The organism is Pseudomonas sp. Sample_10, assembly GCF_004321495.1.
Lineage (GTDB): Bacteria > Pseudomonadota > Gammaproteobacteria > Pseudomonadales > Pseudomonadaceae > Aquipseudomonas.
This window is the reverse complement of record NZ_RCOE01000076.1, coordinates 1-21,433: the sequence shown is the minus strand read 5'-3', so window position 1 is coordinate 21,433 and position 21,433 is coordinate 1. Positions and strand designations below refer to the sequence as shown.

The 21,433-nt window shown below is 60.3% G+C and carries 18 protein-coding genes; 11 read left to right on the top strand and 7 right to left on the bottom strand.

The genetic code is table 11. From position 1 onward, the window contains the following. The first annotated feature begins 22 nt into the window (after positions 1-22). The 10 genes from D8U18_RS07170 (at position 23) to D8U18_RS07125 (ending at position 12,743) form a co-directional block, all read left to right on the top strand. A complete protein-coding gene (locus D8U18_RS07170; protein ID WP_056856903.1) occupies positions 23-943 on the top strand; it encodes a DUF2950 domain-containing protein in 921 nt (306 codons plus the stop codon). Between the two features lie 116 nt (positions 944-1,059). After that, positions 1,060-2,358, top strand: a complete 1,299-nt coding sequence (locus D8U18_RS07165) for a sialidase family protein (protein ID WP_131107350.1) — start codon at positions 1,060-1,062, stop codon at positions 2,356-2,358. Next, the gene (locus D8U18_RS07160; protein WP_131107349.1) at positions 2,355-2,972 is read left to right on the top strand and encodes a hypothetical protein; all 618 of its coding nucleotides are present in this window, start codon (positions 2,355-2,357) and stop codon (positions 2,970-2,972) included. Before D8U18_RS07165 ends, D8U18_RS07160 begins: the two co-directional genes overlap by 4 nt. Before the next feature lie 32 nt (positions 2,973-3,004). Next, the gene (locus D8U18_RS07155) at positions 3,005-5,041 is read left to right on the top strand and encodes an alkaline phosphatase family protein (RefSeq protein ID WP_056856599.1); all 2,037 of its coding nucleotides are present in this window, start codon (positions 3,005-3,007) and stop codon (positions 5,039-5,041) included. 122 nt (positions 5,042-5,163) lie between these two features. Next, entirely contained in the window at positions 5,164-6,336 is a 1,173-nt protein-coding gene (locus D8U18_RS07150) for a GGDEF domain-containing protein (RefSeq protein ID WP_131107348.1), read from the top strand. A gap of 193 nt (positions 6,337-6,529) precedes the next feature. Then, the gene (locus D8U18_RS07145) at positions 6,530-7,903 is read left to right on the top strand and encodes a glutamine synthetase family protein (RefSeq protein ID WP_131107347.1); all 1,374 of its coding nucleotides are present in this window, start codon (positions 6,530-6,532) and stop codon (positions 7,901-7,903) included. 7 nt (positions 7,904-7,910) lie between these two features. Continuing rightward, positions 7,911-9,302, top strand: a complete 1,392-nt coding sequence (locus D8U18_RS07140) for an aldehyde dehydrogenase family protein (protein ID WP_131107346.1) — start codon at positions 7,911-7,913, stop codon at positions 9,300-9,302. A 3-nt stretch (positions 9,303-9,305) separates the two neighbouring features. Then, complete coding sequence (locus tag D8U18_RS07135; protein WP_130904453.1) at positions 9,306-10,466, top strand: iron-containing alcohol dehydrogenase; 1,161 nt, start codon at positions 9,306-9,308, stop codon at positions 10,464-10,466. Between the two features lie 88 nt (positions 10,467-10,554). Further along, entirely contained in the window at positions 10,555-12,120 is a 1,566-nt protein-coding gene (locus D8U18_RS07130) for an amino acid permease (RefSeq protein ID WP_131107345.1), read from the top strand. Then, on the top strand, positions 12,120-12,743 hold the full coding sequence (locus D8U18_RS07125; protein ID WP_241664307.1) for a DUF4157 domain-containing protein: 624 nt from the start codon (positions 12,120-12,122) through the stop codon (positions 12,741-12,743). The genes D8U18_RS07130 and D8U18_RS07125 overlap by 1 nt, the downstream gene beginning before the upstream one ends. A 237-nt stretch (positions 12,744-12,980) precedes the next feature. Here the strand turns inward: D8U18_RS07125 and D8U18_RS07120 are convergent, their stop codons facing one another. The 7 genes from D8U18_RS07120 to D8U18_RS07090 form a co-directional block, all read right to left on the bottom strand. Then, positions 12,981-14,102, bottom strand: coding sequence for a carboxylate-amine ligase (locus D8U18_RS07120; RefSeq protein WP_131107344.1), 1,122 nt, complete (start codon positions 14,100-14,102; stop codon positions 12,981-12,983). Positions 14,103-14,116: 14 nt separating this feature from the next. Beyond that, entirely contained in the window at positions 14,117-15,061 is a 945-nt protein-coding gene (locus D8U18_RS07115; protein WP_131107343.1) for a class I SAM-dependent methyltransferase, read from the bottom strand. Positions 15,062-15,078: 17 nt separating this feature from the next. Beyond that, positions 15,079-16,461, bottom strand: coding sequence for an iron-containing redox enzyme family protein (locus tag D8U18_RS07110; RefSeq protein WP_131107342.1), 1,383 nt, complete (start codon positions 16,459-16,461; stop codon positions 15,079-15,081). Positions 16,462-16,812: 351 nt separating this feature from the next. Further along, entirely contained in the window at positions 16,813-17,055 is a 243-nt protein-coding gene (locus D8U18_RS07105) for a hypothetical protein (protein ID WP_056856608.1), read from the bottom strand. 106 nt (positions 17,056-17,161) lie between these two features. Further along, complete coding sequence (locus D8U18_RS07100) at positions 17,162-18,205, bottom strand: nitronate monooxygenase (protein WP_131107341.1); 1,044 nt, start codon at positions 18,203-18,205, stop codon at positions 17,162-17,164. A gap of 34 nt (positions 18,206-18,239) precedes the next feature. Next, the gene (locus tag D8U18_RS07095) at positions 18,240-18,629 is read right to left on the bottom strand and encodes a tautomerase family protein (protein WP_131107340.1); all 390 of its coding nucleotides are present in this window, start codon (positions 18,627-18,629) and stop codon (positions 18,240-18,242) included. Positions 18,630-18,738: 109 nt separating this feature from the next. Next, a complete protein-coding gene (locus D8U18_RS07090) occupies positions 18,739-20,256 on the bottom strand; it encodes a CoA-acylating methylmalonate-semialdehyde dehydrogenase (protein ID WP_131107339.1) in 1,518 nt (505 codons plus the stop codon). Between the two features lie 561 nt (positions 20,257-20,817). On the opposite strand from D8U18_RS07090, the gene D8U18_RS07085 reads away from it, so the two are divergent. Beyond that, the gene (locus D8U18_RS07085; protein ID WP_130906710.1) at positions 20,818-21,177 is read left to right on the top strand and encodes a DUF6124 family protein; all 360 of its coding nucleotides are present in this window, start codon (positions 20,818-20,820) and stop codon (positions 21,175-21,177) included. Positions 21,178-21,433 lie beyond the last annotated feature (256 nt).

Here is a 21,433-nt window from a genome sequence, read left to right as displayed (position 1 = left end):
CCATCGTCGCGTAAAGGCCTTCATGGGCTTGTTGCCACATGTCCTGGCAATCACCACCGGCGTTGTCTGGTCGTGCATGGCTATGGCACAGCAAGCGTTTCCTACACCCGAAAAAGCCGCGCAAGCATTCGTCGAAGCACTGGGCACGGAACACGCCGATCAGGCGCGCCTGACAGAACTGCTCGGTGACGACTGGCGCAGTTACATCCCGCGTGAAGGCGTACAACGCAGTGACGTGGATGCGTTCCTCAAGCAGTATCACGAGCAACACAGCATTGAAAAAACCAACGAGCGCAAGGCGCACCTGGCCGTTGGCAGAGATCACTGGACGCTGCCTATTCCCATGATCAAGAACGCCAAGGGTTGGCATTTCGATCTCAAGGCTGGCAGCGGGGAAATCCGCGCACGCCGAATCGGCCGCAACGAACTGGCCGCCGTGCAATCGGTGCTGACGTACCACGACGCCCAGATGGACTACGCCTCAGTCGATCACGATGGTGATGGCGCCCTCGAATACGCGCAGAAGATCTTCAGCACTCCCGGCCAGCACGACGGCCTCTATTGGGATGACGACGACAGCGGCCAGATCAGCCCGCTGGGGCCGTTGTTCGGCAAAACCATTGCTGGCGAAGACTGGCACGGCTACAACTTCCGCATCCTCGATGGCCAAGGCCCCTCCGCACCGGGTGGCGCCTACAGTTATCTCATTGGCGACAAGATGAGCCGAGGCTTTGCCCTGATTGCCTGGCCGGCGAAATACGATGACACCGGGGTCATGAGTTTCATGATCAGCCATGATGGCCAGGTGTTTGAAAAGGACCTCGGACCCGGGGGCGAGAAATTGGCAAGAGCGATGAAGCGCTTTGATCCGGATGACAGCTGGAAGGAAGTGACCGACGATCAGGAGCAGATCGGATCCACCGCTGCTCAAGGCCTCCACTAGCGTCCTAGAGCCTCCAACACATCTACTTACAAATGAGTGGCTCGCTGAAATCCTGATCGCCTACTACAACTGATAGGTTATCGCGCTTTATTGGGCCAAGAGATGCCTAGCCTTATATGCGCATCAAACTTCCCGGTGTCCCTGCCGTCGGTGCTTATTTCGCACTGGTGTGCCTCTTTGCGACCGCATGGTTCCTCAACCCTGCCAGTACTCATTCTTCTTTTGCCCTGATGAAACCGGCGATGGCGGTGGCCAATCAGGTCGCCAAACCCATCTACACCAGCCGTTTTGCCTCGTCCGGGCTGGTGGACTTCGTGCATTCCTCGGCCGTCACCGCTTTGCCTGACGGCAGCCTGATGACCGCCTGGTTCGCCGGCTCGCGCGAAGGCGCAGCCGATGTAGAGGTGCGTTCCGCCCGTTTCGACGCGAAAACCGGTGAGTGGGGTGCAGAGCAAGTCTTGGCCACACGCCATTCAACCCAACAAGGCACCCAACGCTATATTCGTAAACTGGGCAATCCGGTGATCGCCCTGGCGCCGGATAATCGTCTGTGGCTGTTCTATGTCTCCGTATCCATGGGCGGTTGGGCCGGCAGCGCGGTCAACGTGATGGTGTCTGACGACTTTGGCAGACAGTGGTCCGCTCCGCGCCAACTGATCACGTCGCCCTTCTTGAACATCAGCACGCTGGTCCGCTCGGCGCCGGTATTTCATGCCGACGGCTCGATCGGTTTGCCGGTCTATCACGAGTTCCTGGGCAAGTTTGCCGAATACCTCTACCTGAGCGCAGACGGCGATGTAATCGACAAATACCGCATCAGCCACGGCAAGAATTCATTGCAGCCGACGGTGGTCCCGCTCGATGGACAGCGTGGTATCGCCTTGTTGCGATATGCCGGCAACACCCATCACCGTGTACTCGCCACCCGCACTGAAGATGCCGGACAAACCTGGAGTGAGCCTTATCCGCTCGACCCATCGAACCCCAACTCTTCGCTGGCGGCCGTGGCGACACCCGAGCACGGCTTGCTGGTAGCACTCAATGACCTGCAGGAGGGTCGTTTCAAGCTGAGTCTGTATGGCACCGATGCCAAGATGGACGACTGGCGCTCGTTGCGCGACCTGGACAAATCACCTGACCCAGCGGGGGCTCCGTTTTCGCCCCAGGCCTACAAGGAAATCATCGGCAAGGAATTTCGCGGTTCCAGCGGCGCCCTGCGCCAACCGTTGGAGGCGAAGTTCCTGAGCAATCTCGACACCCGTGTCTGTTCCCCCCTGGGATGCGAGTTTGAATACGAATACCCCTATTTCATCCGCAGTCCCGACGGTATGTATCACTTGGTCTACTCCTGGAACAACACCTTCATCAAGCACGTTACTTTCAACGATGCGTGGCTGTCCGAGCGTCTCAAATGATCAATCTCTGGCAAGCCCACGTCAGTTTCGCGATGATCATTTTCCTGTTGTTGCCATCGTTCGGTTTAAACCGCCATGGGCGGATCGCCCTGCTGGTGGCCTTGTTGGCCGCCAGTTTCATCCCGCTGGACGGGCTGTCGCTGGCCGTGTACTTGCGCAGCCACATCGATGACCTGGCGATTACCACATTGGTATTCATGGCATGGGGCTGCTTGCGCCGGCTCGACATGTTGCCGCCTGCGCAGCAGAACAAGACCGGCGTATTGATCCTGTTCGCGGTGTTGGGGCTGGTGCTGTATCCGGCGACACTGGGGCTCAGTGATCTGGACCCTTACCGTTTCGGCTACAGCCCGCGACCGATGCTGGTTTTCTTCGCGCTGATCACACTGGGCCTGTATTACCTGCGCAACCCTCTGGCCGTGGCGATGCTGGCCAGCGCAACCCTGGCCTTCATCGCCGGGATAAAACCTTCGCAAAACTACTGGGACTACCTGGTTGATCCGCTGCTGGGTCTGTACTGCTGCGCTGCACTTGTGCTGCTGTTCACGCGCGGACTGTATGGCCGCCTGAACAAGTGGCGAGTTCCGGCACGCAACGTATCCCGGTCTCATTAAGCTTCGACGACATTATTAACAGGGGAACATGGATGGGTTGGCTGCAATCGAGACGTCTGCACTACTGGCTGGGCGCCACAGCGATACTGTTTGCGCTGTTTGCCCTGCTACGGGTGATGTTCTTTTCCGGCTTCTCCGGATTCGACGCCAAAGCGCTGTCCGGCGACGATGCCGTCCTTGAAACCTTGGGCATCGGCTTTCGCTTCGATCTGCGCCTGGCCATCCTGGTGATGCTGCCGCTGGCCCTGCTGGCCTGGATTCCGCGCTGGAACCTCATCGGCAGTCGCCTGCTGCGCTGGGTCGCACGCCTGTATATCGTGCTGGCGCTGGGTGCCCTGCTGCTGGTCTACATCATCGATTTCGGGCACTACGCGTACCTTGGCATGCGAATCAATGCCACCGTTCTGCGCTTTATCGAAGACGCACAAATCTCCCGTGACATGGTCTGGCAAACCTATCCGGTGGTGTGGATTACCCTGGGCTGGCTCGTCACGCTGGCACTGGTGACACTGGCCCTGGTTCGTCTGGAACGCGTGACGCTGGACCGCGACCGCAAATCGATCCACCCGCTCTCTGCCACATGGGGCGGTGCGGTGATGGTGGTATTGGTATTGCTGGGCATTCTGGGGCGTGTCGAGAACATGAACCTGGAGAACCCCGTCCCGCTGCGCTGGAGCGATGCCTTTTTCTCGGGCAACAACCAGATCGCCGCCCTGGGGCTGAACCCGGTGATTTTCCTCTATGACACGGTCAAGGTCGGCCAATCGCGTTATGACGAAGCGCAGGTGCGTGAACACTACTCGGTCATGGCCAACTACCTGGGGGTCGATCAGCCTGACCCGCAATCGCTGAATTTCGTCCGCCACCAGGCACCTCAGCCCTACAAGGTAGCGGGGTCACGACCGCCAAACGTGATGTTCGTCATGCTTGAGTCCCTGGGCACCAGCGCGGTCGGTGCCTATGGCAACCCGATCAATCCGACCCCCAACATCGATCGCCTGGCCACCCAGAGCTGGTTCTTCAAACACTTCTACGTGCCGGTGACCGGCACCGCCAAAACCGTTTGGGCCAGCATTACCGGGGTGCCTGACGTCACGCGTCAGGAAACCGCGACACGCAACCCGTTGATCACCAGGCAGCACTCAGTGATCAACGCCTTCACCGACTACGAGAAGATCTACACCATCGGCGGCAACTCCGGCTGGGCCAATATGAATGCCTTGATTCGCCAGAGCATCGACGGTGTTCGCCTGTTTGAGGAGCGTGACTGGAAATCGCCGGTGGTGGACGTCTGGGGCATTTCCGATCTGGACCTGTTCAAGGAAACCGACCGGATCCTGCAAGCGCTGCCCAAGGACAAACCGTTTTTCGCCTATGTGCAGACGGCCGGTAACCATCGTCCTTTCACCATTCCCAAAAGCAATGATGGATTCGAGGTCAAGCACCCTACCCTCGAAGAAGTCCAGGCCGCTGGCTCGCGCAGTGTCGAGCAATACAACGCCGTGCGCCTGCTGGACTTCAACATCGGACGCCTGATGGAAATCGCCAAAGCCGGCGGTTACTACGACAACACCATTTTCGTGCTGTTTGGCGACCACAACACCCGTATCGCGCAGATCCCTTACCTGGCCCCCGCTTATGAGCAGTTGGGTCTGGAAAGCAACGCCGTGCCCATGATCATCCACGCCCCGGGTCTGCTCGGCTCGCGCAAGGTCGAGGAAGCGGTGGGTCTGGTGGACTTGCTGCCTACCGTGGCAGGCATGGCCGGTCTTGAGTTCCGCAACGGCGGCATGGGGCGTGACATCCAGCAGCCGGCGCCCGAAGGTGAGCGCGTGGTACCACTGGTATTGCGTGAGGGAACCTTCCCGTTGATTGCTGGCGTAACTCAACATTACATGGTGCAGATGGAACACGACGGCAGCTCGCCAACACTCCACGACCTGGCCTCGATGACCCCCACGGACAACGTCGCCGAACAGAATCCGGAAGAATTCAAACGCCTGGTGCAGCTGACCCGCGGCATGCATGAAACCTCGCGCTTGATGCTCTTTCAAAACGTGCGGGAGTAACCCTCCAAACCCTGTGGGAGGGGGCAAGCCCGCTCCCACAATGGCTTTATGCCACGCACAAAAAACCGCTGCAAACGCTTACAATCCCGCCTTTTGACCGTAAACAGAAAGGCAGCAAGGCTATGGCGCTCGACCCACCCACGATGTTGACCCTCTCGATTGCCCTGGCAGCGGCCGCCGCGCTGTACCTGGCGGTCGAGTGGCGGAGCATCCGGGAGCCCTCGCTGCTGTTCTGGAGCGCAGGCTTCGCGACAATCACTGTGGGCTCGACCCTCGCCTTGCTGCGTGGCATAGGGCTGTTGCTGGTCGGCATCTGGTTCGCCAACGGACTGTTGGTGGTGGCCCACTGGTTTTTCCTGCTGGGTGTGGCGCGCTTTACCCAGGCGCGCCTGTCCCGTGCCTGGTATTTGATGTTCGTCGTCTGGCTGGCGCTGCTGTTGTTGCCGGATGAGCCGTCGTGGTCAAAGATCATGTTGCTGGCCAATTCACTGCTGGTCGCCCTGCTCTCGCTCCGGGCCAGTTTCCTGTTGCGCCCCCACGGCAAGTCATTGAGTGTGGGGGCAGGTCAGCTGCGGTATGTGCTGCTGGGTCATGGCCTGTTCTATCTCATCAAATCAATGACGGCGGTGGTACCGGGCACGCTGATAGATCTCGCGGCTTTTCGTGGCGAGATCATTCAGATCTCCCTGGTCGAGGGCGTGATGGCAATCATGCTGATCGCGCTGTCGATGACCGGAACCGAGCGATACCGGCGTGAGAAGCACATCTCAAGTCTGGCCGAACGCGACCCGCTGACCGCTTTGTACAATCGCCGCGCCCTGGAGGTGCGGGCTCCGCGCCTGTTACGCGACGTTTCCAGCGCTCGACCAGGCGCCCTGCTGCTGATCGATATCGACAACTTCAAACCGGTCAACGACCTGTTTGGCCACACCGCTGGCGACAAACTGCTGGTTGCACTGAGCGAGATGATCCGTTCGGTAGTGCCCGAAGACGCCCTTGCAGCACGGCTGGGCGGTGACGAGTTCCTCATCCTGTTCAACAACGCCTCCAACGAACGAATCGTGGCGATGGGCAATGCGTTGCGTGAGCAGTTCCACAGCGCGGCGGTGCAGTCATTCAGCACGCCGCAAGCCGTGACCCTGAGCATCGGCGCCAGTCTGTTCGACCAGCCGCCGAGCAGTCTGGCGGCATTGATCGAGCAAGGCGACGCCGCACTTTACGAATCCAAGCGTGGTGGACGCGACAGTATCCGTCTGGTGGATCGGACGCTGGCAAGTCCTGGAGTTGTGCGTTGATGAAGTGTTTGCACTGGCCTGGGCGGCCATCCCGCAAAATCTGCACGGCTGAGAACTTGCGAAAAGCGACAGTAGGCTAAGCTTAGGATCAGCTTATTGCCCACGATGCTCGCGGCGGCAGTTGTTGGAATTTCTGGAGAGCGTCTGCAACAGCTATCTCAGACAGTTTCAGACAATGCGCAGGATTGCCGTGATGACCGAGCCATTCCTCAGTTTTGACGAACTCAAGCGTGCTGCCCTTTCCGGCGAGATCGATACCGTGCTGGTGTGCATGGTCGACATGCAGGGACGGCTGGTGGGCAAGCGATTCCAGGTCGAATTCTTCATCGACAGTGGCCATGAAGAAACCCACTGCTGCAACTACCTGCTGGCCGACGACATCGACATGGAGCCGGTGCCAGGTTACGCCGCTGCCAGTTGGAGCAAAGGCTACGGCGACTTTGTCCTCAAACCCGATATGCGTACCTTGCGCAAGGTGCCGTGGCTGGAATGCACGGCGCTGGTGCTGTGCGATGTGCTCGACCATCACCACCGGCAAGACTTGCCCCACAGCCCAAGGGCGATTCTGAAAAAGCAGGTAGAGCGCCTTCGCGAACGCGGCTACACCGGCATGTTCGCCTCTGAGCTTGAGTTCTACCTGTTCGATGAAAGTTACGAGGCCATCCACAAGCGCAACTACCACAAGCCGAAAACCGCCGGGCATTACATCGAGGATTACAACATCCTGCAGACCACCCGCGAAGAGCCGGTGCTTCGGGCGATTCGCAAGCATCTGCAAGCCTCGGGCATTCCCGTGGAAAACTCCAAGGGTGAATGGGGGCCTGGCCAGGAAGAGATCAACATCCGCTACGCCGACGCCATGACCATGGCCGACCATCACGTCATCATCAAACACGCCTGCAAAGAGATCGCCCAGTTGCAGGGCAAGGCGATCACCTTCATGGCCAAATGGCGTTATGACGCCGCTGGCTCCAGCAGCCACATCCATAATTCGCTGTGGGACAAGAACGGCAAAAAACCGCTGTTCTACGACCCCAAGGCCGAGTTCGGCATGTCCAAGCTGATGCGTTCATGGGTGGCCGGGCAGCTTAAGTACGCCAATGACATCACCTGTTTTCTCGCGCCCTACATCAACTCCTACAAGCGCTTTCAGGCCGGCACCTTCGCCCCGACCCGCGCGGTATGGAGCCGCGACAACCGCACCGCCGGTTTCCGTCTATGCGCCGAAAGCAGTAAATCGATCCGCATCGAATGCCGCATCGGCGGCGCCGACCTCAACCCATATCTGGCCTTCGCCGCACTGATCGCCGCGGGGCTGGCCGGAATCGACGAAAAGCTCACCCTCGATCCACCTTTCGAAGGCGATGCCTACGTCGATGAACAGCTGCCTGAAGTGTCCAAGACCCTGCGTGAAGCCAGTGCCGCACTCAAGGGCTCGAGCATGTTGCGCGAAGCGTTCGGTGATGAGGTGGTCGAGCATTACGTGCACACCGCCGAATGGGAACAGAAAGAGTACGACCGGCGGATCACCGACTGGGAACTGCAGCGCGGTTTCGAGCGCTATTGAGATCGACATGACTTCGACTATTGAACTCGTTTCACCGGTCGATGGCCGGGTTTACGCTGAACGCCAAGCTGTCGATGCGGAACAGCTCGAGCAGGCACTGGCGGCAGCCGCAATCGCCCAGGCGAAGTGGAAACGTCGGCCACTGAACGAACGTGCGGCTTTTTGCAGTGCTGCGGTGGACGCAATGCTGGCCATGAAAGACCAGATCGTCCCGGAACTGGCCTGGCAAATGGGCCGGCCGGTACGCTTCGGCGCGGGAGAACTGCGCGGTTTTGAAGAACGCGCGCGGTATATGATCGCCATTGCGCCTCAAGCTCTGGCAATGGTCGAACCGGCGCCGATCAATGGTTTTCGCCGGCATATCAAGCGTGAACCGCTGGGCACGGTGCTGGTGGTCGCACCGTGGAATTATCCGTACCTGACCGCGGTGAATACGGTCATCCCGGCGCTGATGGCGGGCAACGCCGTCATCCTCAAACATGCCTCGCAAACCCTGCTGGTCGGTGAACGGTTCGCCGAGGCTTTCCGCCGCGCCAATCTGCCAGAAGGCGTGTTCCAGAACCTCTTGCTCGATCATACCCAGACCGCCGCAATCATTGCTTCTGCACGTGTGCAACAGGTGAATTTCACCGGCTCGGTGGACGCAGGCAAGGCCATGGAAAGCGCCGCCAGCGGAAGGTTTCTCGGCATGGGCCTGGAACTCGGCGGCAAAGACCCCGCCTACGTCCGGGCAGACGCCAATCTTGAGCATGCCGTGGAAAACCTGGTGGACGGCAGCTTTTTCAACTCCGGACAGAGTTGCTGCGCGGTGGAGCGCATCTACGTCGATCAATCAATTTACTCAGCGTTTGTCGAGCGCTTCGTGGAGTTGACCCGCCAATACGTACTGGGCAATCCGCTGGACGAGGCCACCACCCTCGGTCCGCTGGTGACACCCGGCGCGGCGTTTTTTGTCCGTGGCCAGATCGCCGAGGCCGTGGCCCAGGGTGCAAAGGCGTTGATCGATCCGCAGGCATTTGCCGCCGATGTGCCGGGCAGCGCCTACCTCGCGCCGCAGGTGTTGGTCGATGTCACCCATCAGATGTCGGTCATGCGTGATGAAAGTTTCGGTCCGGTGGTCGGCATCATGCCGGTGGCCAGCGATGACGAAGCGATTGCCTTGATGAATGACAGTGAGTTCGGCCTCAGCGCGTCGATCTGGACCCGCGATCTCGCCGCGGCCGAACACCTGGGCGATGCCATCGACACGGGCACTGTGTTCATGAATCGCTGCGATTACCTGGACCCCGCCCTGGCCTGGACCGGGGTGAAGAACAGTGGGCGCGGCGTGACCCTGTCGCGCTTGGGCTATGAACACCTGACCCGCGCCAAATCCTTCCATTTGTGCCACGAGATCTGAGCCATGAGCCTGACTGGAAACTGGAACTACCCCACCAGCATTCGCTTCGGTGTCGGCCGCATCAGCGAGCTGGCCGAAGTCTGTCGCAGCCAGGGCATCGAGCGACCGCTGCTGGTCACCGACAGTGGCCTGGGGCGGGCGCCGATCACTACTGCCGCGCTGGATGCCTTACGCGACGCCGGGCTGGGCGCTGCGCTTTTTTGCGACCTCAAGCCCAACCCGGTCGAAGCGAATCTGGCCGGCGGGCTCGATGCCTGGCGCGCGGGCAACCATGACGGTGTAGTCGCCTTTGGCGGCGGCAGCGGCCTGGACATGGGCAAGCTGATTGCGTTCATGAGCGGTCAAACGCGCCCAGTCTGGGATTTCGAGGACATCGGCGACTACTGGACCCGCGCCGATGAAAGCCGGATTGCTCCGGTCATCGCGGTGCCGACCACCGCTGGCACGGGCTCTGAAGTGGGTCGTGCGGCGGTGATCATCGACGATCGCAGCCACACCAAGCGCATCATCTTTCACCCGAAAATGATGCCACGCGTGGTCATCAGTGACCCGGCCCTGACCGTCGGCATGCCGGCCAAAGTCACTGCCGGCACCGGCATGGATGCATTGGCGCACTGCCTCGAGTCGTACTGCGCGCCCGGTTTTCACCCGATGGCCGATGGCATTGCAGTGGAAGGCATGCGCCTGGTGGCGAACGCTCTGGTGCGCGCCGTGCACATGCCTTCAGATCTGGATGCACGGGGGCAGATGCTGGCCGCGGCAGCGATGGGCGCCACGGCGTTCCAGAAAGGGCTTGGCGGGATGCACGCCCTCGCCCATCCAATCGGCGCTCTTTACGATACTCACCACGGCATGACCAATGCGACGCTGATGCCGTATGTGTTGAAGTTCAATCGCCCGGCCATCGAGGAGCGCATCTCGCGCCTGGCGGCTTACCTGCACCTGCCCTCCCCGGGCTTCGACAGCTTCATGGCCTTCGTCCTCAAACTGCGCAAGGACATTGCCGTCCCGCACACGCTGTTTGAGCTGGGCGTGGACGACAAGCAGGCCGAGCTGATTGCAGACATGGCCGTTGTCGACCCTTCGGCGGGCGGTAATCCGTTGCCGCTGACACGGGACGGCGCGTCACAGATTTTCGCAGCGGCATATCACGGCCGTCTGTAGGAGCGAGCCTGCTCGCTCCTACAGAAAACCAGGTCGAGCCTACGGCGGCTCAGTTCGGCCTGTCTCAAAACCTGAAGGGGCACACGACATGAACCCAGCAAGCCAGCCCGGCACCGAGGCGCCGCACGACGATGACATCAAGGTGCTGCACAGCATGGGCTATGCCCAGCAACTTTCGCGACGGATGGGCGTTTTCTCCAACTTTGCGATTTCCTTTTCGATCATCTGCATTCTCTCCGGCGGCATCAACTCACTCGCCCAGGGCACCTCGGGCGCGGGCGGTGCCTCGATCGGCATCGGCTGGCCGATCGGCTGCCTGATTTCCGGGGTGTTCGCCCTCGCCATGGCGCAGATTTCCTCGGCCTACCCCACCGCAGGCGGCCTGTATCACTGGGGCTCGATTCTCGGCAACCGCTTCACCGGCTGGCTCACGGCCTGGTTCAACCTGCTGGGTCTGGTGACGGTGCTCGGCGCGATCAACGTCGGCACTTACTACTTTTTCTTCGGCGCCTTCGGTCCGGCACTGGGCATGGAGGACACCACCACGACCCGGGTGATTTTCCTGGCGATCCTCACCGGCCTCCAGGCCTTGTGCAATCACTTGGGAATCGGCTTGACCGCGAGACTTACCGACTTCTCCGGCTACCTGATTTTCGCCACCGCACTGGCGCTGACCATCGTCTGCCTGATTTCGGCGCCCAGTTACGAATTCGCCCGGCTGGTGACGTTCGGCAACTATTCCGGCGAGGCTGGCGGCAACGTCTGGCCATCGGTGTCCAATGGCTGGGTGTTCATGCTCGGCCTGCTGTTGCCGATCTACACCATCACCGGCTACGACGCGTCCGCACACACTTCCGAAGAGACCCGCAATGCCGCCCTGTCCGTTCCAAGAGGCATGGTCATGTCAGTGGTCTGGTCGCTGTTGTTCGGTTGGGTGATGCTCAGCTCATTCGTGCTGATGCTGCCGAATCTGGACGAGGCGGCGAGCAAAGGCTGGGGCGTGTTTTTCTGGGCCATGGACACTCAAGTCAACCCGACTTTGAAGCTTGCGTTGTACGTGGCGATCTTCATCTCGCAGGTGCTCTGCGGCTTGGCCACGGTGACCTCGGTTTCGCGGATGATCTTCGCCTTTTCCCGCGACGGTGGCCTGCCCTTCTCCAAAGCCCTATCGTCGGTGTCGCCTACATTTCGCAGCCCGGTAGCCGCCATCTGGACCGGGGCGACGCTCGCCGTATTGTTCGACTGGGGTTCATCGGTGATTTCGGTCGGTGAGACACCGGTCTACACCATCGTTGTGTCCTGCACGGTGATCTTCCTGTTCTTCTCGTTCATCATTCCCATCGTGCTGGGCCTGTTTGCCTACGGGACGTCGAGATGGCCAACCATGGGGCCATGGAACATGGGGCGCTTCTGGTACACGGTGTTCGCCTTGCTGTCGGTGCTTTCGATGGTGATCATTTTTGTCATCGGCATTCAGCCACCCAACGATTGGGCGCTGTACATCACCATCGGTTTCCTGGTGCTGACGGCCATCGTCTGGTTCGGCTTTGAGGCCCGACGCTTTCAAGGGCCGCCGGTGGGGGATGTCATCCTCAAGCGCCAGGCAGAAATCGCCGCGGCTGAAGCGGCGTTGAACAGGCAATCAAAAAGCTGATGCCACAATCGCTTGTACGTCGAGTTGCCCGGTCAGCGCTGCTGCTGTTTTGCGTCGGCGCTCCCTGCGCTGCGATCGCCTGCCCGGCCGGGCAATATCAGGTCTGCGTGGTCGCTTGTTTTTGTGCCCCGGGCGCCGAAGGGGAGCTAGGGACTGTCTTCGAAAACATGAACCAGATGGCGGCCGCCGGGCTGGAGAACTGGATCGTGCAATCGCGCGATACCGCCGCCATGGGTGACGTGCAGACTATCCCGCTGAATATCCGGGCGCAGCTCGAACCCTACTACGACCTTCAGGTGCTCGATGCCGTCCGCTATAAAGTCGGCGATGACGTAGAGCTGAATGCCGCACACACCATGCTGCAGAATCCCGATATAAACGCCGTCACGCTCGTCGATATCATCGTCTTTCGCAGCGCCGACGATGCGCAGAACAATGTCGCGCTGTGGGCCCATGAGCTCAAGCACGTGCAGCAGTATCAGCAATGGGGCGTTCACGAGTTTGCCAGTCGTTACACCCGTGATTACAACGCCGTCGAAGCGCCTGCCTACGAAATTCAAACCCGCGTAAGCCGAGACCTGCGAACCGGCACAACACCAGCGGAGTCTGCGCGCTCACCTTGAACGGCCAGCGACGCCCATCGGAAACCTGCCGAGGTTTCTCGAACTCGCGCACATGCGCCGCTTCCAATGGGTATATCACTGGAGGCGCGCGCCATGAACGATGAAGACCGAAACACCGCAGACCACGAGGATGAATCGACACCCCCCGCGGCACCCGAGACGCGGAACAGGAAGACGAGGCGTTGCGTCGAAAAATTGATGAGATTGAACGCAAAGTGGCGGACGGCAACTGATCGATCAGCCCGCCGTTTCCTCGAGTAGATGGTCAACCACCGCTTGCAGGCTGCGCTGTGGGTCAGGCTCCTGGGCGCTGGCCCTGGCGTGGCAAGCCAGCTGACGCGTGGCGCTGTTGCCATTGCGCAACAGTGCTTTGGCCTGCTCGAATATCTGCGGTTCGCCGATCTGCTCGGCCGTTTCGGCAAATAGCATTTGTGCCCGTTGCAACCACTGGCTGGCACTGAGCGCTGTACCTTCGGCATCGACAACAAAGCGCCCTTCCGATCCGTGTCGCTTGGCCTGCCAGCGGTTCTCCTCAAGCAGCCAACGAGATGTTGCATCATGGCCGGCGCCGGGGTTGGCGCAGGTAATGGCGAATGCCACCATCACCCGGAACAGATTCGACAACAGCAACGCATCATCGAGACGCGAGCAAGCATCGGTCATGCGCAGCTCCAGCGTCGGGTAGCGGCTCGCGGGGCGCAATCCCCACCAACCATTGCCACCCTGTTCAATCGCGCCAATGCGCTGCATTAGTGCCAAATAACGCTGATATTCACGCTCGTTCTCGAAGTGCTCCGGGATGCCCATGCGTGGCCAGCCGTCGCAGACCACCTGGCGATAACTCATGAAACCGCTGGCAGCCCCCTGCCAAAACGGTGAAGAACAACTGAGCATGAGCAACAGCGGCAACCACGGGCTCACTTCGTTCATCACGGCAATCCGGTCGATACCTTCAGGGATTTCCACATGCACGTGCAAGCCACACAGGACGCTGCGTTGCGCCACCGTTTGATATTCGGCAAACAGCTGAGCGAAGTGCGGCAACGGGGTGGCGCGCTGATCGCGCCAAAACGCCAAGGGATGAGAGCCTGCGCAGAGCAACCCCAATCCGTGGCCGCTCAGTGCCCGGTTCAGGCGCGTGCGAACACCGTGGAGATAGTCAGCCGCCTCGGCGGTCGAGGTGAAGATCGGCGACGCCACTTCAATTTGGCCCTGGAACATTTCATAGGCAAACCCTTTGCCGACAGCTTCCCGGCATTCGACCAGCAGCGGGTGAGCGGGCTCGGCGAGCATCTGCCGGGTGGTCAGGTCAGTGAGGAAGTATTCTTCTTCAATGCCGAAACGTGGCCCGCGCTTCATGTCGACAGTTCCGCTCAGTGCCGACGGGTCACGGTCAATGCCACGACGGCGATGCGCTCCACGCGTTCATAACCGGGTTTGAGCAGCTCCTCGCCAAACACGTCCGGGTCCAGTTCTCGATAGGTCCAGCCGACGGCATGATCAGCCAGCAACGCCTGTATGACTTCAAGAAACGGATCTTGCCCGTCAACCATCGCCACACCGGTGTACAGCAGCAAACTGCCGCCCTTGTGCAGTCGCGGCAACGATTCCCGAACAATGCGCAGCGACAAGGCTTCGCCCAGGGCGCCGCCGCCATGGCGATAGGCGCGTTGCTGGCTGTCGTTCATGTAAGGCGGATTGGCAATGATCAAGTCGAACTCACCTTCAACGCTGCCGAGGATATCGCTCTGGTACACGCTGACATTGTCGACCCCGGCCAGCTCGGCATTGACGGCCGACAAGCGCAGCGCTCGCGGGTTGATGTCCACCGCCAACACCTCGGCCTGCGGATGAGCGCGAGCAATGACCAACGCGCCGACCCCGGCCCCGCAACCAATGTCCACCGCCCGGCGCACAGGCTCGAAACGCTGCTGTAAATGCGCGTCGATCAATTGCGCAAAACGGTAGCTGTCCGGGCCGAAAAATACCGCGTCGGCTTGCGTGGTCGGGTACGCCGAATGGGCAAACAACCCACCCTCCAGGCTCGACCAACGCACGGTGCTGCGCCACAGCGGGCCTTGCCGCTCAACGATCTCCGCTTGCTCCAGCCCTGCCAGGACGTCTCGTGGAAACAGGGTGTGATCAAACGGCATCGACCAGCCGAAGACATCCCGCAGGTTTTTCGCCAGCGGCGGAGAAAAGCGTTGATATACGCGCTCATGGGTCAACGGCGTTGGGGTGATGAAGCGATAGTCTTCACTGAGCAAATGTCTGCCCAGCTCAAGCAGGGCTCGATCGGCAATTTGTTGTTTCGACATGCAAGTCTCTCCTGGGCTCAGCGCAAGCGGGCTACCGAATCGATAAAACGCCGGGTAGCGTAGAGCCCCGCCGGACGAAAATGCCGCTGGGCCGAGAGCCATGGGATCAGCGTTTGAAGCTGTTGCTGCGGCGACTGATCGCTCAGGGCACTGCGCAACGCGACGAGTTCCGGGTCGTGCGCTTCGCTTGCCTCGCAGGCGTCACCGTTGGCTTGGTCCCGGGGTATCGGCCTGGGCCGCTGCTCGTCCTGCCAGTTGCCGGCAATCCAGTCGCGCAGCAATTGTTTTTCATTACCGCTGAACACCCCGAACATGGCGGCCGTGTTGCCTTCGATCAGGCGCCAGAACCGGCTGTCTTGCGGCGACTGGTTGCGCTTGATCCAGCCCTTGCACTGCAATGCATCGAGAAACTCGCCGATCTGGCCCGGCGTCGCCAGCCACTGATTGACGGTCTTGCCTTCAATCTGACAAAAGTCGGAGTGCATGTGCTGGCCGAAAAAGCGTTTGCGCTCAAGCATGGCAACCACTTCCTGTTGCAAATCGAACCCGGCAATCACCGACGTCGAGCCAATGCCCAAATCATTCAAGCGATAGCCCACGGCGACACGCCGGAAGAACTCGTCGCGGCCCTCGTCCATGGGCAACAATTCCAGCAATGATTGCACAGCCTTGTGGCCATGGCCGCTGCTGGAATTGTCGATGGTCACATGCAACGTGAAGTAATACGGATCGATGCCCAACTCGCGCAACTCATAAGCGCTGATCAGCAGGTGCAACGGCAATTGCTCATAGCCGAGGTTGTAGCCGATGACTTCCGGCATGAACGCCGTGCTGCATTGTCCCAGGGCCAGTTGAATCGTGCCTTGCAGGAAACACTCATCCGCCAGCCCCTGTTTATCGCCGCAGTCGTGGGCGGCCAGCAGATTGCGGTAGATCACCACATGATTTTGCCGAGGATCACCCCTGCCAAGTTCCTCCAGATACGTGTTCAGCAATCCGTCGTAACGCACGTCTTGCCAATGTTCCAGCACACCGGCCAGCCAAGCGCCGTCGACCTCTTTGGTCGGCGCTACGCATTGCAGGAAATACAAGGCATGAGTCTTGTTTGAAAAATATCGGCGCGCCCCACCCTGCTTGCGCTCTTCGAGGTAAGCGGCATAGTCCCGCGCCACTGCCGAACACCGCTCTTGTGCCCACGATGGCAACTGCTCCGTCGTTTCGGGCAGGTCACAAGGCAATTCGGCGGCGCGGGCCAGTTGCTGGCGCAGGAAAATCTCTGCCTGCTGCCTGGCATCAGGCGCATTGGCGTAGAGCAGTTCGTACAACGCTCGATAGCGCCCGGCGGCGATGGGGCCTGAAAGCGCTGAAGGTGAACTGGACAAGGGTTCGAACAAAGTCATGGGCATTTCTCTCCTGGGCAGTGCATTTGGCTGTGCCCCTGACATCAGGTGCCGACAACACGAAACGCTTGCTCGTTGAATAGAAGATTTAGCCCTGAACGGAAAATTCAATCGGCTTGCAGGAGAGCGGGACCGGTGGCATGTGCCGCACAAAAAGCCCGGCTCACAAACCTGCGCTGTTCACTTGAGGACGAACACACGTGGCGAGGGAGCTTGCTCCCGCTGAGGCGCGAAGCGGCCCTAAAAGGGACTGCTGCGCAGCGGGACGGTTCGGCGATCCGACAAGCTCCCTCGTCACGGGTGTCCGTCCTCATGTGAACAGCATCAGGTTCATAGACCGGGCTCCTGTCGTCAGCGCCTGTCGTCCGACAGCGGGGATTGCTCATCCGCTTCGGGAACGTCCCTGGGCGGCTCGTTCCAATCCTCCGGCCGCTGGTCCTCTTCGCGGTCAGGCTGTGTCAGCGGATCGTACTTGCCCGGGTCGTTTGGATTGGGCAGCGAATCGTCGCTGCCAGGCTCAGGTTTGGAAGGAACAGAGCCTTGCGGCTTGTTCGGGTCTTGCATGTTTTCCTGGAAACTCGAATCGCTGGTCATAACCCACCTCACAACAGAGGTCCGGACTTTCCGGGCCGTACTCTTGTGAGACAGGCAAAGGGAATGACGTGCGATCGAGTGGACGAGCGGCCTGCTCCGGGCTGCGCTACATCTCTGCCGCCAGCAACTTGACCAAGGCCGCCGCCGGCATCTCCCGCGCCAACGGCGCGCCCTGCCCGGCCCACTGCACGGCGAATTCGCTATTGGCCTTGGCGGCTGCCGCCGCGTTGAGCGCCTTGTTGGCGTCGTAGGCAATCGGATAATCGGGCAAGGCCGGGGCATTGGCCTCGAGGCTGGTGAAATTGCGATTGACCATGCCCCGGGCAGGTCGGCCGGAGATGACGCTGGTGACTCGAGTCAAATGGGCGCGAGGGCTTTTGAGGGCTTCGCGATAGGCAACGTTGGCCGAGGATTCGGGACACAGGATGAACGCCGTACCCAATTGCGCGGCACTGGCGCCCAGTTGCATGACCGCGGTGATCCCCGCACCGTCCATAATCCCGCCCGCGGCGATCACTGGCAGCCGGCAGGCCTCGGTCAGCACGCGCACCAGGGCGAATGTGCCCATCTCGCTGTCCTGCTGCGGATCGAACACCCCACGATGCCCGCCGGCTTCATAACCTTGCGCCACCAGCACGTGCACCCCGGCATGCTCCGCAACTTGCGCTTCGGCCAGGCTGGTTACAGAACACAAGAGCACGATGCCGGCGTCCTTGAGCGCATCGATGGCCGATTGCGCCGGCAAGCCGAAATGGAAACTGACCACCGCCGGTTTTTCTTCCAGGAGCATGTGCAGCATGCCGGGGTCTTCGACGAACGAGGTGTAGATCTCGCGCAGTGCCGTTGGTGCAGCAGCATCGAAATCAGCGAAGAACGGTGCGAGAAACTTCAGCCACTGCGCTTCACGCGCAGCGTCATGAATGGCCGGTGCGTGACAGAACAGATTCACGTTAAAGGGTTTGTCGGTCAGTGCAGCCGTCTCACGCAACATGGCCCGGGCCTGTTCGACATTGCTTGCCCCGATGCCGATAGAGCCGAGCCCACCGGCATTCGACACCGCCGCGGCGAGTTTGGGCGTGGAGACGCCGACCATCGGCGACTGAATGATCGGCAATTCAATGTTCAACAGTGACAACAGAGGATTGGACATGGCGGCACCTGAATGTGATGAGTGAACGCGAACCCTAGAGCTCGCCGGTCAAAAACTGCGCGCGCCCCCCTCCGAACGACCAATCCGCATCGCTGTTTTCCACCAGCGAGACGATCAGATCGTCCGAAGAAAGGTCGCAATCGACTTGCAGTCGTTCGGCCAGCAAGCGGTAAAACGTGACTTTCTGCGCCTGCGTGCGCGGCCGTGAAATCACCGTCAACAACACCACGTTGGCCGAGCGCGGGTACCCCAATCCGGTGTCATGCAGGATCAGTTCTTGCGCACTGTGTTGCGTGACGCTTTGGTAGCGATCACTGAACGGCACATCGAACGCCTCGACCATGGCCTGGTGTGCCGCATCCAGCAACGTGCGCAACTGTTGATCGTCGCGCCCGCGGATAATGTCGAACTTGAGCATTGGCATTTCGATTCACCCTGGTAAAAAAATGGGAGCGAAGAGCTCGCCCCCCGGGACAAAAGAATGGCGTACAAGCCCGCGCCAGCACGCCTTCCAAACCCGAAAGCGTCAAAGTCTATTTGGAGGTGGGCATGGCAAACTCGGCGCCCTTGGCAATGCTGTTCGGCCAGCGCTGCATCACCGATTTCTGCTTGGTATAGAACCGCACGCCTTCTTCGCCATACGCGTGCATGTCACCGAACAGCGAACGCTTCCAGCCACCGAAACCGTGCCAGGCCATCGGCACCGGAATCGGCACGTTGATGCCGACCATGCCCACCTGAATGCGGGTGGCGAACTCACGGGCGATGTGGCCGTCACGGGTATAGCAAGCGGTGCCGTTGCCGAATTCATGGGCATTGACCAGGTCCACCGCCTCGGCAAAGTCCTTGACGCGCATGCACGCCAGCACCGGGCCGAAGATTTCCTCTTTATAGATTTTCATCTCGGGGGTGACATGGTCGAAAATCGTGCCGCCCAGCCAGAAGCCTTCGGCACAACCGGCACCGGCCTGCGAGCCATCAAAGCCACGACCGTCGACCAGCATTTCGGCGCCTTCGGCAATGCCCTGTTCGATGTAACCGGTGATGCGCTGCAAGGCGGCAGCCGACACGATCGGCCCCATTTCAGCCGCCAGGTTCATGCCTTCCAGAATCTTCAAGTTGCGGGTGCGTTCCACCAGTTTCGGCATGACCTTGTCGGCCACATCGCCGACAAACACCGCTACCGAAATCGCCATGCAGCGCTCGCCGGCCGAACCGAAGGCTGCGCCAATCAGCGCATCGACCACCTGATCGATATCGGCGTCGGGCATCACCACCATGTGGTTCTTCGCCCCGCCCAAAGCCTGCACACGCTTGCCATGACGGGCGCCGGTTTCGTAGATGTAGTTGGCAATCGGCGTCGAGCCGACAAAGCTCACGGCTTGGACTTGCGGGTGATCAAGCAGCGCATCCACGGCTTCTTTATCGCCTTGCACCACGTTGAACACGCCGTCGGGCAACCCGGCTTCCTTGAACAGTTCAGCAATCAGCAGCGAGGGCGAAGGGTCGATCGGGCTCGGCTTGAGCACGAAGGTGTTGCCGCAAGCGATGGCCACCGGGAACATCCACATCGGCACCATCACCGGGAAATTGAACGGCGTGACACCGGCCACCACGCCCAGGGCCTGGCGCACGGTCCAGTTGTCGATGTTGGTGGAGACTTGCTCGGTATAGTCGCCCTTGAGCAGTTGCGGAATGCCGCAGGCGAACTCAACCACTTCGATACCGCGCGTGACTTCGCCTTGGGCATCGGTGAACACCTTGCCGTGCTCCGCGGTAATCATCCGCGCCAGGGTGTCACGGTGCTCGTTGAGCAGCGCCAGAAACTTGAACATGATGCGCGCACGACGCAGCGGCGGCGTCGCCGACCAGGTGGGAAACGCCGCCGCGGCTGACTGAACCGCTGCGTCGACTTCAGAAACATTGGCCAGGGCCACATGGCCGACCACCGCACCGGTGGCCGGATTGGTGACGTTCTGCGCGCGCCCGGAAGTACCCGGCACTGCGCGGCCGTGAATGTAATGTGCGATGTCTACTGGCTGGTTGTTCATGGCGGGTGTCCCCTGCTGGTGGATAAGAGCCATCTCTTTTTGTTGTTCTGCAAAGTGCCAGGCGCAGCGTCGGCGCGGCTGGTAGAGCCAAAGTAGGCCAGCCGCTGGATCATGTAAAATGATGATTAATGATCTTGTGGATCAGAAATGGTGAACGTAGATTCGCAGCGTTTGCGGGGGATGAGCGCTTGCCTCTGTTCATTAAACATTCGCTGAACACGCGTGTTTAAAGGCGTAGGCGGTTACTGGATGAGAGCTACAAAACCTTGCGTCATTGCCTACGGGTACGCCAGAATCCGCCGGCTTGTGCGCCCTGGGTCCGCTCGGTAACTTGATTCGCGTCACTGCTCATCAGTGATCGGGTTTAGTCGCTCGATGGTTTCACGAGGCGCATCTGCTTCCAGATAGTCAGGTCATTTCATGCCTGCACTTCATGGTAGCTGTGCGCAGGGCGCCTTCGGGCGCGCCGGATTCGTGACTCCCCGGTCGACTAACCTGCGTACAGCTGCCACCCTTGTTTAGTCGCAAGTCGGTGACGGCTCCATAATTCTGGAGTCCGAAATGATCAAACCTACGCCGAACCCGCCAGACACCGATCCAACCTCCCCATACGAACCCGACTCAAAAAAACTCAACGAAGCCGCCGAACGCGCCCTCGACTTCCACTTCCCCTCGACCGCCGACATCAAAGCCACACCGCGCACCGTCAGCACACTGTTCACCGTCGACCCCGAAGTCACCACCGAAACCCTGATGGTGTACCTGGTGGAAACACTGGCCTCGGTCGATGTCATGGTCCACCAACTGGTCGATCATCTGGAGGGCGGAGATCGCAATGCCCTGCTGGGCATCTCCAACAGCGTGATGCTGGCAGAGATCACCGCGAACCGAGTGCTGGACCAAATCGACCCACCGGAATAACACAAGCCCAACTGACAACCAGGTCGGCTGACAGGCCGCCTCGCTTTGGCTTTGGCTTTTCTTGCCCCATCGAGAGGCCGAGCGCAGGTTCTGCGCAGTGGGCAACCCGGCATGGATGCCGGGTTAGCCGCCCCCGGCCATGGATGGCCGATGGCGGCGGGCCCACGGAGCAGGACCGGAGCGAGGGCATGCCGAGCCTAAGCGAGGCACCGAACGAAAGGGGCAAGAGCGTTTGGTTACTTTGCGCTCCTCAAAG

What these genes read in the sequence shown, in the direction of transcription:
- D8U18_RS07170 (WP_056856903.1), top strand. Translation starts at nt 23, where the DNA reads ATGGGCTTGTTGCCACATGTCCTGGCAATCACCACCGGCGTTGTCTGG.
- D8U18_RS07165 (WP_131107350.1), top strand. Translation starts at nt 1,060, where the DNA reads ATGCGCATCAAACTTCCCGGTGTCCCTGCCGTCGGTGCTTATTTCGCA.
- D8U18_RS07160 (WP_131107349.1), top strand. Translation starts at nt 2,355, where the DNA reads ATGATCAATCTCTGGCAAGCCCACGTCAGTTTCGCGATGATCATTTTC.
- D8U18_RS07155 (WP_056856599.1), top strand. Translation starts at nt 3,005, where the DNA reads ATGGGTTGGCTGCAATCGAGACGTCTGCACTACTGGCTGGGCGCCACA.
- D8U18_RS07150 (WP_131107348.1), top strand. Translation starts at nt 5,164, where the DNA reads ATGGCGCTCGACCCACCCACGATGTTGACCCTCTCGATTGCCCTGGCA.
- D8U18_RS07145 (WP_131107347.1), top strand. Translation starts at nt 6,530, where the DNA reads ATGACCGAGCCATTCCTCAGTTTTGACGAACTCAAGCGTGCTGCCCTT.
- D8U18_RS07140 (WP_131107346.1), top strand. Translation starts at nt 7,911, where the DNA reads ATGACTTCGACTATTGAACTCGTTTCACCGGTCGATGGCCGGGTTTAC.
- D8U18_RS07135 (WP_130904453.1), top strand. Translation starts at nt 9,306, where the DNA reads ATGAGCCTGACTGGAAACTGGAACTACCCCACCAGCATTCGCTTCGGT.
- D8U18_RS07130 (WP_131107345.1), top strand. Translation starts at nt 10,555, where the DNA reads ATGAACCCAGCAAGCCAGCCCGGCACCGAGGCGCCGCACGACGATGAC.
- D8U18_RS07125 (WP_241664307.1), top strand. Translation starts at nt 12,120, where the DNA reads ATGCCACAATCGCTTGTACGTCGAGTTGCCCGGTCAGCGCTGCTGCTG.
- D8U18_RS07120 (WP_131107344.1), bottom strand. Translation starts at nt 14,102, where the DNA reads ATGAAGCGCGGGCCACGTTTCGGCATTGAAGAAGAATACTTCCTCACT.
- D8U18_RS07115 (WP_131107343.1), bottom strand. Translation starts at nt 15,061, where the DNA reads ATGTCGAAACAACAAATTGCCGATCGAGCCCTGCTTGAGCTGGGCAGA.
- D8U18_RS07110 (WP_131107342.1), bottom strand. Translation starts at nt 16,461, where the DNA reads ATGACTTTGTTCGAACCCTTGTCCAGTTCACCTTCAGCGCTTTCAGGC.
- D8U18_RS07105 (WP_056856608.1), bottom strand. Translation starts at nt 17,055, where the DNA reads ATGACCAGCGATTCGAGTTTCCAGGAAAACATGCAAGACCCGAACAAG.
- D8U18_RS07100 (WP_131107341.1), bottom strand. Translation starts at nt 18,205, where the DNA reads ATGTCCAATCCTCTGTTGTCACTGTTGAACATTGAATTGCCGATCATT.
- D8U18_RS07095 (WP_131107340.1), bottom strand. Translation starts at nt 18,629, where the DNA reads ATGCCAATGCTCAAGTTCGACATTATCCGCGGGCGCGACGATCAACAG.
- D8U18_RS07090 (WP_131107339.1), bottom strand. Translation starts at nt 20,256, where the DNA reads ATGAACAACCAGCCAGTAGACATCGCACATTACATTCACGGCCGCGCA.
- D8U18_RS07085 (WP_130906710.1), top strand. Translation starts at nt 20,818, where the DNA reads ATGATCAAACCTACGCCGAACCCGCCAGACACCGATCCAACCTCCCCA.